Annotated in this window: 11 protein-coding genes; 8 read left to right on the top strand and 3 right to left on the bottom strand. The window is 68.2% G+C overall.

Annotated features, from left to right (window positions below):
* Positions 1-51 precede the first annotated feature (51 nt).
* Positions 52-708, bottom strand: coding sequence for a hypothetical protein (locus AC3B6C_RS02355; RefSeq protein ID WP_488374746.1), 657 nt, complete (start codon positions 706-708; stop codon positions 52-54).
* 81 nt (positions 709-789) lie between these two features.
* Between AC3B6C_RS02355 and AC3B6C_RS02350 the strand changes: the two genes are divergently transcribed.
* Positions 790-2,076: an adenylosuccinate synthase gene (locus tag AC3B6C_RS02350; RefSeq protein WP_010840750.1), complete on the top strand. Its 1,287-nt coding sequence runs from the start codon at positions 790-792 to the stop codon at positions 2,074-2,076.
* Positions 2,077-2,149: 73 nt separating this feature from the next.
* Positions 2,150-3,703 carry an adenylate/guanylate cyclase domain-containing protein gene (locus tag AC3B6C_RS02345; RefSeq protein ID WP_488374745.1) on the top strand — a complete coding sequence of 518 codons (1,554 nt, stop codon included), beginning with the start codon at positions 2,150-2,152 and terminating at the stop codon, positions 3,701-3,703.
* A 9-nt stretch (positions 3,704-3,712) separates the two neighbouring features.
* Here AC3B6C_RS02345 and AC3B6C_RS02340 read toward each other — a convergent pair whose 3' ends face one another.
* Both AC3B6C_RS02340 and AC3B6C_RS02335 read right to left on the bottom strand, forming a co-directional pair.
* Positions 3,713-4,111, bottom strand: coding sequence for a hypothetical protein (locus AC3B6C_RS02340; protein WP_488374744.1), 399 nt, complete (start codon positions 4,109-4,111; stop codon positions 3,713-3,715).
* Positions 4,112-4,225: 114 nt separating this feature from the next.
* Positions 4,226-5,818 (bottom strand): Na+/H+ antiporter, encoded by a 1,593-nt coding sequence (locus tag AC3B6C_RS02335; RefSeq protein ID WP_488374743.1) that lies wholly within the window; start codon positions 5,816-5,818, stop codon positions 4,226-4,228.
* Between the two features lie 44 nt (positions 5,819-5,862).
* On the opposite strand from AC3B6C_RS02335, the gene AC3B6C_RS02330 reads away from it, so the two are divergent.
* From AC3B6C_RS02330 to AC3B6C_RS02305, 6 genes are all read left to right on the top strand, one after another.
* Positions 5,863-6,222, top strand: coding sequence for a UBP-type zinc finger domain-containing protein (locus AC3B6C_RS02330; RefSeq protein WP_488374742.1), 360 nt, complete (start codon positions 5,863-5,865; stop codon positions 6,220-6,222).
* Between the two features lie 106 nt (positions 6,223-6,328).
* Positions 6,329-8,071 carry a formate-dependent phosphoribosylglycinamide formyltransferase gene (gene purT / locus AC3B6C_RS02325; protein ID WP_488374741.1) on the top strand — a complete coding sequence of 581 codons (1,743 nt, stop codon included), beginning with the start codon at positions 6,329-6,331 and terminating at the stop codon, positions 8,069-8,071.
* Positions 8,072-8,085: 14 nt separating this feature from the next.
* Positions 8,086-8,565, top strand: a complete 480-nt coding sequence (locus AC3B6C_RS02320) for a DUF456 domain-containing protein (RefSeq protein WP_010840744.1) — start codon at positions 8,086-8,088, stop codon at positions 8,563-8,565.
* A 144-nt stretch (positions 8,566-8,709) separates the two neighbouring features.
* A complete protein-coding gene (locus tag AC3B6C_RS02315; RefSeq protein WP_488374740.1) occupies positions 8,710-9,822 on the top strand; it encodes a ferredoxin reductase in 1,113 nt (370 codons plus the stop codon).
* 8 nt (positions 9,823-9,830) lie between these two features.
* Positions 9,831-11,114: a fatty acid desaturase family protein gene (locus AC3B6C_RS02310; protein WP_014928042.1), complete on the top strand. Its 1,284-nt coding sequence runs from the start codon at positions 9,831-9,833 to the stop codon at positions 11,112-11,114.
* An 88-nt stretch (positions 11,115-11,202) separates the two neighbouring features.
* Positions 11,203-12,105: an LLM class flavin-dependent oxidoreductase gene (locus AC3B6C_RS02305; RefSeq protein ID WP_238556645.1), complete on the top strand. Its 903-nt coding sequence runs from the start codon at positions 11,203-11,205 to the stop codon at positions 12,103-12,105.
* The last annotated feature ends 23 nt before the right edge of the window (positions 12,106-12,128 follow it).

Here is a 12,128-nt window from a genome sequence, read left to right as displayed (position 1 = left end):
AATCGGTAGCGACAATGCGCGTCATATCCGCACTGACGCTACGGATTGCGGTCAGGGGCGAACGAGCAACAGATCGGTGACATGACGGTAGAACGTCGACCGCTTGAGGACGCGCGGGTTCACCACACCCTCACGTTCGACGACGACATTCGTGCCGCCGGTCTGGCAGGCACGTCCGGCGAACCACTTGCCCGGCAGCAACATCCGCTCGACCTGCGCGCGCAGCCCGGGCGCGGCGAGGGTCGGTTCGATGAGGATCGAGCGCACCTCGCCGTCGAACAGGCGCTCGTTGTCGACATAGGTCTCACCGTGCAGTTTCGCGCCCTCGGCGCCCAGGTGACGGGCGCTGCCGACCACGACCGTCGCGGCGTCGTCACGGATGAGCGGCACCGCGACCGCGGTGCCGTGCTCGGCCAGTTCGCGCGCGGGGCGTCCGTGCGGCAAGCCGTAGCGGCGCGTCGCCGGGGTGGCCTCGGCGGAGACGTACGCGACCTCGACGTCGAGTCGTTCGGTGACCATCAGTGCGGCGAGCACCTGGGACAGGAAGATGTCGTTCTCGTGGGGCACTGTGGGCGCGAACCGCTCGGCGACGCGCGGTTCGACGACGAGGCGAGAGACCGCGGGATCGGTCAGGGCATCGGCGACCGCGGCACGGACGGCCTTCCTGTCGTCGGCGCGGCTGGTCTGGCTGAGAAGGGCAAACGGCACGCGGATAGCGTATCGAGCGCGCGGACCCAGTAGTGTTGGTCGGGTTTGGTCCCAAGCGCGCCACACAAAGGAGTACCGGACATGGCCGCGATCGTGCTTATCGGAGCCCAGTGGGGTGACGAGGGCAAAGGCAAAGCGACCGACCTCCTCGGAGGCCGGATCAACTGGGTTGTCCGCTACCAGGGTGGCAACAACGCCGGGCACACCGTCGTACTGCCGAGCGGGGAATCCTTCGCGCTGCACCTCATCCCGTCCGGCATCCTGACGCCCGGCGTGCAGAACGTGATCGGCAACGGCGTGGTCGTCGACCCCGGCGTGCTCCTCACCGAGCTCGGTGGACTCGAGGACCGCGATGTCGACACCTCGGGCCTGCTGATCTCCGCCGACGCGCACCTGCTGATGCCGTACCACGTCGCGATCGACAAGGTCACCGAGCGCTTCCTGGGCAACAAGAAGATCGGCACCACGGGCCGCGGCATCGGCCCCTGCTATCAGGACAAGATCGCCCGCGTGGGGGTACGCGTCGCCGACGTCCTCGACGAGAAGATCCTGGCCCAGAAGGTCGAGGCCGCGCTCGAACTCAAGAACCAGATCCTGGTCAAGATCTACAACCGCAAGGCCCTCGACCCGGCGCAGGTCGTCGACGAGGTCCTCGGCCAGGCCGAGGGGTTCAAACACCGCATCGCCGACACCCGGCTGCTGCTCAACCAGGCACTCGAAAACGGCGAGACAGTGCTGCTCGAGGGTTCCCAAGGAACCCTGCTCGACGTCGACCACGGCACCTATCCGTATGTGACGTCGTCGAACCCGACGGCCGGCGGCGCGGCGGTGGGTGCCGGTATCGGCCCCAACAAGATCACCACCGTCCTGGGCATCCTGAAGGCCTACACCACACGGGTGGGCTCGGGGCCGTTCCCGACCGAGCTCTTCGACGAGTGGGGCGCCTACCTGGCCAAGACCGGCGGCGAGGTGGGTGTGACCACCGGACGTGCCCGTCGCTGCGGCTGGTTCGACGCCGTGATCGCCCGCTACGCCACCCGCGTCAACGGGATCACCGACTACTTCCTCACCAAACTCGACGTCCTCTCCAGCCTCGACACCGTGCCGATCTGCGTGGCCTACGAGGTCGACGGCGAACGGGTCGAGGAGATGCCGATGACCCAGACCGGTTTCCACCACGCGAAGCCGATCTACGAGGAGATGCCGGGCTGGTGGGAGGACATCTCCCAGTGCAAGACCTTCGAGGAACTGCCGCAGAACGCGCAGAACTACATCCTGCGGCTCGAGGAGCTCTCGGGTGCGCACATCTCGTGCGTGGGCGTGGGTCCCGGTCGCGACCAGACCATCGTGCGGCGCGAGATCGTCTGAGGGCCGACGCTCCGGCGGTGGCTCCGCGAAGCTCGTCGCGGATCCGGGCACGGCTCGTGATTAGCTAGTGCCCATGCGTGCCAAGCGGGGGAGTCGCGACTACGGTTCCATCCTGCTCGGATCCGTCGGCGAGAGCAGCATCAAGCAGCGGGTCCGGATTCAGACCCTGCTGACCGCGTCGATCGTGGTGGCCAACATGTTCGGCGCGATCGTCGCGGTCGCGCTCACCGCGGTAGGCATCCCGCAGCCGACCGTCTTCACCGCCGAACTCTGGTGGGTCAACTTCATCGTGGTGCCCGTCTACATCACCGTGGCCTTCGTGGTCGGGATCGGGTGGGGTACCTACGTCGGCGTCCGCGACCTGCGCTGGGCCATCCGCGACGTCCCGCCGACGAAACGTGACGCCCGGCGGACGATGCGGCTGCCGTGGCGGCTGTCGCTGGTCCAGGGTTTCCTGTGGGGTGTCGCCACCGTCATGCTCACGATCATGTACGGGATCGTCGACCCGCAGCTGATCCCGAAGACGCTGTTCGTGGTGAGCCTCAGTGGCGTCGTGGTGGTGGCGATCTCGTATCTCTTCATCGACTTCACGCTGCGTCCCGTTGCGGCGGACCTGATCTCGGCCGGGCATCGTAGGCGTAAGCGCACCGGTGTGAAGGCGCGCTCGGTCGTCTCGTGGATGGTGGGTTCGGCGATCCCGATCATCGGCATCCTGCTGGTGCTGGCCTTCGGGCTCGCACGGGACGAGACCTCCAAGCTCGACTTGTTCGTCGGTGCCACGGTCCTCGGGGTCACCGCCCTGTTCACCGGTCTGCTCCTGACGCTGCTGTCGAGCATGAGTGTGACCGGACCCATCCGCAGCGTGCGTGCCGGGATGAACCGCGTGAGCGACGGCGACCTCGAGAACGCCGACCTCGTCGTCTACGACGGCACCGAACTCGGCGACCTACAGGTCGGTTTCAACGCGATGGTCACCGGACTCCGTGAGCGAGAACGGATACGGGACCTCTTCGGCCGTCACGTGGGCCATGAGGTCGCCGAGGCGGCGATGTCGTCGAGTCCCGAACTCGGTGGCACCGAACGTCTGGCCGCCACGCTGTTCGTCGACGTCATCGGTTCGACGACGCTTGCCTCGCAACGACGACCGACCGAGGTCGTCGAGATCCTCAACAAGTTCTTCGCCGTCATCGTGCGGTCGGTCGAGGAACACGACGGCCTGGTGAACAAGTTCGAGGGCGACGCGGTGCTCGCCATCTTCGGCGCACCGATCGACCTCGACGACGCCGCCGGCAGCGCACTCGCCGCCGCCCGCGACATCGCCTCCGGTCTGGCCGAGGAGGTACCGGAGCTGTCGGCCGGGATCGGGGTCAGCCACGGGGCCGTGGTCGCCGGGAACGTCGGTGCCATCGAGAGATTCGAGTACACCGTCATCGGCGACCCGGTCAACGAGAGTGCCCGGCTGTCGGAACTGGCCAAGCGGGATCCGCGGCGCCCGTTGGCCTCCGGGCGTGCGGTCAAGGCCGCGCAACCGAGTGAGGCGGCGCGCTGGGAGGAACAGGAGACCACCTCGCTGCGCGGCCGTACGGAAGAGACCGCCGTGTTCGCCGCGTTCGTCGACGACGAATGACGTTCTCGCTCAGCCGATCGCGTCCTCGGAGCTGATCAGCAAGCCGTCGGGGCCGACGATGCTCAGGCCCAGTCCGTCGAAGACGGAGTACTTGTATCCGTTGTTGTAGGCGACGTAGTAGTAACGGCCACTGCCGTTCTCCTGCCGGTGCACTTCGGACACCGGGATGCACAGGGTGTTCCCGCTGGAGCGGGCGACACCCCGGTATTCGAGCGTGCCGTCGGTGCGCCACTGGCAGATCGACGCCGCCGACTGCGCGGTGACGACAGAGGTGACGGTCCGTTGCCCGGCATCGCAGGACGGTGCGGACGGAGCGGCGGCAGCGGTGGAGGTGCCGACGGCGAGAGCGCCGGCGGCGAGGACGAGGGAGGCGCCGGCGGTGGCCAGGCGGGTCATGGTCATGGTCATGGGAACCGAAGGTAGGGCAGGACTTCCGAACGCGGAATGGGCAGAACTCCCCGGGTTCGTTCGGGTGGGGGACCCTTCGAGACGCCCTCCGCAGGCTCCGGGCTCCTCAGGGGGCTACACGTCGCGGTCGCCTTGTCCCTCGGCGAAGTCGAGGCGGCGCAACGCGATCCGCAGTACTTCGTCGTCGATGCGGCCGGCGTCGCGTTCGGCGATGAACACCGCGCGCTGGATCTGCAGGATCTCCGTCCGCAGACGGGCCCCGGCCGACGTCGGACTCTCGCCGAGGTCCTCGGGTCCGCGGCCCAGCTCCTCCCACGCAACGTTGCGCTGCGTCGTGATCCACTTGCGCAGCATCGCCACCTGGAGGCGGCGCGGATCGTCGTCGGTCAGCTCGGTGGCGTATTCGTCGAGCCGGCGTTCGGCTTCGCGGGACGCCCGGTCTTGCGCGGACGCATAGGCCAGCCGGTCCTGGGCCCGCTCGTCGCCGCTGACGCCCAGGAACCGGATGACCCAGGGCAGCGTCGTGCCCTGGATCAACAGCGTGCCCACCACGACGACGAAGGTGAGGAACAGGATCTCCGCACGGGCGGGGAAGGGCTCGTTCGCCTCGGTGTACACGGGGATGGCGAACGCGGCGGCCAGCGACACCACGCCGCGCATGCCGGCCCAGGAGACGACGAAGACCGACGCCGGGGTGGGTGACGGTTCGCGGTCGCGGATCCGACGCGACAGCAGGCGGGGCAGATACGTCGCGGGGAAGACCCAGACGATCCGCACGAGGATCGTCGCCGCCAGGACCGCCGCGGCGTCGATGGCGATCTGCGTCCACGACTCGTTCTCGACGCCCTCGATGAGCATGGGCAGCTGCAGACCGATCAGCAGGAAGACGAACGACTCGAGGATGGTGTCGATCGACTTGCGCACCGCGTCGTCCTGCAGTCGCGTCGCGTAACCCAGCCGCACCGACCGGTGCCCGAGGTAGAGACCGGCGGTGACCACCGCGATGACACCCGAGCCGTGCAGTTCCTCCGCGGCGTAGTACGTGGCGAACGGGACGATGATGCCGATGGCGGTCTCCATCGGCGGGTCGGTCAGCCAGACGCGCACCCAGGACACCACCATCCCCACGACGAGCCCCGCGATCAGGCCGCCGAGGGCCGCCACCGCGAACGTCAGGACCCCTTCGCCGACCGTCGCGGTGGCGCCGACCGCCGCGGCAAGCGCTATCCGGAACGCGGTCAGGGCCGTAGCGTCGTTGAGCAGGCTCTCGCCGCCGAGCAGCGTCATCATCCGGCGCGGCAGACCCAGCCGCCGACCGATGGCCTGCGCCGAGACCGCGTCGGGCGGTGCGACGACGGCGCCGAGGACCAGCGCCGCGGCGAACGGGAGGTTGGGGACCACGAGATAGGCGACGTACCCCACCACCAGCGTCGTCACCAGCGGGAGTCCGACCGCCAGGAACCCGATCGCGCGCCAGTTGGCGCGGAACGCCTGGTACGAACTCTCCTGCGCGGCCGAGTACAGCAGCGGCGGCAGGATCAGGAACAGCACCAGCTCCGGCTCCAGGGCCACCGACGGCAGCTCGGGGATCCACCCGATCCCCAGGCCGACGGTGACCAGCACGAGCGGCGACGACAGTTCGTAGCGACGACACAGCGCGGCGACCGCCACGGCGATGACCGCGACCAGCAGTAGCGATGCGCCCATTCGAGCGACTCTAGTGGCGCCCTCCGCGGTGGATAATGTCGAGCATGCAAATCTTTCGCCGGAAGTCCTCGTCCCCGGTCGCGTCCGATCCACCGGAGGCCGGTTCCGACAGTTCGACGGCTGCCGCGCGCTGCGCTGAGCTGGAGGCGTTCGACGCCGCACCGGCCGGCGATCCGGCACCCGCGGGGGGCGACGCCCGCAGCTGCCAGGATTGCGTCGCGATCGGTGAGACCCACTGGGCCCACCTCCGGAAGTGCTTGACGTGCGGGCACATCGGGTGCTGCGATTCCAGTCCGCGCCGGCACGCGACGGGTCACTTCCACGACACAGGGCACCCGGTCATGCGTTCGGCCGAGCCGGGTGAGGTGTGGCGATGGTGCTTCGTCCACGAGGTGACGGGATGACCGCACGAGGTCGGCGGGTGTGTCGCATGTCTTGGGTGAGTGACATCAAGCCCGCTCCCGGCGCGACCGCGTCGGGATCTGTGCTGACGGCAAGTAGGATTTGAGGATGACGTCGAACAGCGAGAGCGCGACCAGCGCAGCCCAGCCGGCGCCGACGACCGGGCCTCCGGACGTCATCGGCACGCCGCTGAGTCCGACCGCGACCAAGGTGATGGTCCTCGGAGCCGGTGAACTCGGCAAAGAGGTCGTGATCGCGTTCCAGCGCCTCGGGGTCGAGGTCGTCGCCGTGGATCGGTACGCCGACGCACCCGGCCACCAGGTCGCCCATCACGCCGAGGTCATCGACATGACCGATGCCGATGCGCTGCACGCCGTCGTCGACAAGCATCGTCCCGCGTACGTGGTGCCCGAGATCGAGGCGATCGCCACCGAGGCCCTGGTCGACATCGCCGAACGCGGTATCGCCGAGGTCATCCCGACGGCGAGCGCGGTCGTCGCCACGATGAACCGCGAAGGGATCCGGCGCCTCGCCGACGAGGAGCTCGGCCTGCCGACGTCGCCGTATCTCTTCGCCGACACACTCGAGGAAGTCACCGTCGCAGCCCGCCAGATCGGGTTCCCGTGCGTGATCAAGCCGGTCATGTCCTCGTCGGGCAAGGGCCAGTCGGTCGTGCGCGGTCCCGAGGACCTGGCGTCGGCGTGGGAGACCGCGAACACCGGCGGTCGGGTGCGGGGCAGTCGGGTGATCGTCGAGGGCTTCGTCGAATTCGATTACGAGATCACCCTTCTCACCGTTCGGGCGATCGATCCGGCCACCGGCAGGCTCACGTCCCACTTCTGCGCGCCGATCGGTCACCGCCAGATCAACGGCGACTACGTTGAGAGTTGGCAGCCACACGAGATGAGCCCCGACGCGCACGCGTCGGCGACATCGATCGCAGCGCGCATCGCCACCGCCCTCGGCGACGGAAAGCTGGCCGGGCGAGGCGTTTTCGGCGTCGAGCTGTTCGTCAAGGGAGATGACGTCTACTTCTCCGAGGTCAGTCCCCGGCCACACGACACCGGTCTCGTCACGATGGCGACCCAGCGCTTGTCGGAGTTCGAGATGCACGCTCGGGCCATCCTCGGCCTCCCGGTCGATGTCACGCTCGCGTCCCCGGGGGCGTCGGCGGTCATCTACGGGCAGCTCGACCAGCCCGCCATCGGGTTCGAGAACGTGGCCGCGGCGCTCGCCGTGCCGGAGACCGACATCCGCCTGTTCGGCAAGCCCGAGAGCTTTCACCGCCGGCGGATGGGCGTGATCACGGCGACCGCCGACGACGTCCCGGCCGCCCGTGAGCGCGCCGTCCGCGCCGCGTCGCTGGTCACCCCGGTGCCCGGCCGCGCCGCCGTCCGCACGGTCTCCCCGCTCCCACCCGCCCCGGCCCCGGCGCCTCCGCGACGTCCCGGACCTCCGCCTGGACAGGCCGGTCCGCCGCGTGGACCCGCGGGGCCACCGCCCGGCGTGCCGAAGCCGGTGGGCGCGCCGCCGGGCCCGCCTCTCGGTCGTCCGGGTCCGCCGCCCGCACCCCGGCCCCCGGTCCCGCGGCCGGCAGGCGGTCCGCGCCCGATGCCCCCGGCCCCGAAGCCCCCGCTCCCGAAGTCCCCGTCCCCGATACCCCCATCAGGGCCCCCTCCGCGACCTGCTGGCCCGCCGCCACGGCCGGCGCCCACCACACACGCCCCGAACACCCAGGCTCCGAACCCGCACGGCCCGGACGATCAGGCCGACGCGATGACCTCGATGGTCAAGACCGGTGGCCGGTCCTCCTCCGATGCGCGCCCCGGCGCGTCGGGTTCCGGCGAGTGACCGGGCGACACTAGGTGCCACTCTGGGGTGAGCTGCTCGTCGCAGCCGTGATCGTGGTCGGTCTCGTGGGCATCGTCGTGCCGATCCTGCCCGGGACCCTGCTCATCGTGGGCGCCCTGTTCGTGTGGGCGCTGGTCGTCGGCGGCTGGGCCTGGTCGGTGTTCGCACTGGCGCTCCTGGTCATCGCCGCCGGCGAGGTGATCAAGTACCTGGTCGCCGGGCGTTCCCTGCGGTCGGACGCGATCCCCAACCGGACCATCGTGGTCGGCGGACTCGTCGGCATCGTCGGGTTCTTCGTCGTCCCGGTCGTCGGGCTGCTGCTCGGGTTCATCGTCGGCGCCCTCGTGTCGGAGCTGATCCGCACGCGGAGCATCGAACGTGCGTGGCGAGGCGCGTGGGCGGCGCTGAAGGCCGCCGCGAAGACCATCGGCATCGAATTGCTGTTCGCTCTGATCGCCACTGGCATCTGGACCGGCGGCGCGTTCGCGTGGTAACTGCCGGAGCGTCGCGCCACCGGCGATGACCTGGCATTATCGATTCTTGTGACCGCGGTCACCGATGAATGTGTACAGTCGTGCACCGAAGGGTAAATACCCGCCAGTAACTCCAGCCAAGGGGATTCCAGGGGAGGAGTCTGCGTGAACCTATTGAAGTGGAGCAAGCGGCCGGCCGCGGGTGTCGAGGCCCGCAAGCCGGAGGTCAACATCCTCCGGGGGCTGGTGGCCCGGGCCACCACGCCGCTGCTGCCGGACGACTATCTACATCTGATCAACCCACTGTGGAGCGCACGCGAACTGCGCGGCAAGGTGCTCGACGTCACCAAGGAGACCGACGACACCGCGACCGTCACGATCCGGACGGGCTGGGGTTTTCCCGACTCGTACAAACCGGGGCAGTACGTCGGCATCGGTCTGCAGATCGAGGGCAAGTGGCACTGGCGGTCGTACTCGCTGACGTCCATCGGAGCCGGCGAGAACAAGACCATCGCGATCACGGTGAAGGCCAACCCCGACGGGTTCCTGTCGTCGCATCTGGTCGACGGCGTCAGCCCCGGGACGATCATCCGGCTGCAGTCACCGAAGGGCGACTTCCACCTGCCCGAACCGGTTCCGGGCAAGATCTTGTTCGTCACCGCCGGCAGCGGGATAACGCCCGTGATGGCGATGCTGCGACAGCTGAGTGCGCACGGCCAGACCCCCGACATCGTGCACATCCACTCCGCGCCCACCCGCGACGACGTGATCTTCCTCGACGAGATGGAGAAGCTCGCCGACGAGGCCGACGACTACGACCTCAACCTCCAGCTGACCAAGGAGATGGGCAAGTTCGACGTCTCGCGGATGGACGAGTGGGCGCCGGACTGGCGTGAACGAGAATGCTGGGCCTGCGGGCCGGTGGCGCTGCTCGACGCGATGGAGGCCCATTACGAGGACGGCGGTCTGCGCGAGCGGCTGCACGTCGAACGTTTCGCCATCGCGCGTACCGACCACGGTGGCGAAGGTGGCACCGTGAAGTTCGCGATCTCGGACAAGGAAGCCGAGATCGACGGCGCCACAACGCTTCTGGAAGCAGGTGAGAACCTGGGAATCCAGATGGCGTTCGGATGCCGGATGGGCATCTGTCAGACCTGCGTCGTGCCGCTCGCCGGAGGTTACGTCCGTGACCTGCGCACCGGCGAGGAGCGTCGCGAAGGAGAACGAATCCAGACATGCATCAGCGCCGTGTCTGGTGAATGCACCCTCGATCTGTAGGAGGCTTCATGGCCATCACCGACATCGATCAGTACGCACATCTCACCGACAGCGACGTCGAGACCCTCGGCGCCGAACTCGACGCCATCCGGCGTGACATCGAGGAGTCTCGCGGCGAGGCCGACGCCAAGTACATCCGGCGGGCGATCACCATCCAGCGAAGTCTCGCGGCCGGCGGCCGCCTCGCCCTGATGTTCAGCAACAAGAAGGTCGCCTGGGCGGCCGGTACCGCGATGCTCTCGCTGGCCAAGATCATCGAGAACATGGAACTGGGCCACAACGTGATGCACGGACAGTGGGACTGGATGAACGATCCGGAGGTCCACTCGGCGTCGTGGGAGTGGGACACCACCTGTCCGAGCGTGCAGTGGAAGCACTCGCACAACTTCGTCCATCACAAGTACACGAACGTCGTCGGGATGGACGACGACGTGGGCTACGGAATCCTCCGCGTCACCCGGGACCAGCCCTGGGAGTGGTGGAACGTCGGTAACCCGATCTACAACCTGACGCTGGGCACCTTCTTCGAATACGGTGTCGCGCTGCATCATCTGGAGACGGAGAAGCTGCGCAGCAAGGAGAAGACCTACCGCCAGGCGGCCAAGGATCTGCGGGTGATCGGTACCAAGGTCGGCAAGCAGGCCGCCAAGGACTACCTGATCTACCCCGTCCTGGCGGGTCCGAACTGGAAGACGACCCTGACGGCGAACTTCACGTCGAACATCATCCGCAACTACTGGGCGTACATGGTGATCTTCTGTGGTCACTTCCCCGACGGTGCCGAGAAGTTCACGGTCGAGGAGTTCGAGAACGAGGACCAGCCGCGCTGGTACCTGCGGCAGATGCTGGGATCGGCCAACTTCAAGGCGGGTCCCCTGATGCGGTTCATGAGCGGCAACCTCAGCCATCAGATCGAGCACCACCTGTTCCCCGACCTGCCCAGCAGCCGGTACGAGGAGATCGGGGTGCGCGTCCGCGAGCTCTGCGACAAGTACGACCTGCCGTACACGACGGGGACCCTCTTGGGTCAGTATGCGCAGTCGTTCCGGACGATCGCCAAACTGGCACTGCCGAATTCACTGTTGAAGGCGACATCCGACGATGCGCCGGAGACGGCGTCGGAGCTGCGGTTCGCGATCCGCGAGGGTATGACCGACCACTTCGGGGTCGACCCGGAGACCGGCAAGCGCCGCGGGTTGCGGACCGCGTTGCGCGAACTGAAGAACTCGCCGGTGCGGTCGGCGCATGTGGGACGGGCCGCGTCCGGTAGTCCGGGACGGAACCAGAACTGACACAACAGATGTCGCGCATCGTTGCGTTTCCCGCAACGATGCGCGACATCTGCGAAACCACGTCCGGGCGCCGGGCGTCCGTGCCAGAATGGCGCTCGTGCGCATCGGGATGACGATGCCCGTGATGGAGCCCGATCTCGACGCGGAGACGCTCCACTCGTGGGCCACCACCATCGACGACGGTCCGTTCAGCTCGCTGTGCTGGGGTGAACGCATCGCGTTCGACAACCCGGAATGTCTGACCTTCCTCGGGGCCCTGGCGGCGTGGACGCGCCGGGTGCCGCTGGTGATGACGGTCGTCGTGCCGCAGCTGCACGACCCGGTGCTGCTCGCCAAGTCGCTGGCGACCGGCGACATGCTGTCGGCCGGACGCCTCACCGTGGCGCTCGGAGTCGGTGGGCGACACGAGGACTACCGGGCGGTCGGCGCCGACCCGTCGACGCAGACGATGCGTCAACTGGCCGACCGGGCCGCGACGATGAAACGGGTGTGGGCCGGGGACAAGCTCACCGAGTCGGTCCTGCCGGTCGGTCCGCCGCCGCACCGGAAGGGCGGGCCGCAGTTGCATGTCGGCACCACCGGACCGAAGACCATCCGCAGCGCGGTCGACTGGGCCGACGGGATCGCCGGGGTCACCCTCGATCTCGACACCCGCAAGCAGAACGAACTCTTCGACGTCGCCCGGTCGGCGTGGGCAGACGCCGGCCGCGCGGCGCCGCACCTCGCGACCTCCTTCTGGTTCGCGATCGGTGACGGTGACGGACCCCGTGCCCAGGTGACCCGGCACCTGCACCACTACATGAACTGGATCCCGACGGAGTTCGTCGACGCGATCGCACCCACCACGGGGTGGGCGGGCACCGAAGCAGAGCTCACCGAGGTCCTCCGGCGCTTCGCCGACATCGGCACCGACGAGGTGCAACTCATCCCGACCAGTTCGGACCCCGAGCAGCTGAGACGCGCGGCAGACGTGGTCGCGGCATTCGCCTGACGAAACGGCGCCACCGGCTCTAG

The organism is Gordonia sp. 11cp (assembly GCF_057767225.1).
This window is presented reverse-complemented; position numbering and strand designations above follow the sequence as displayed.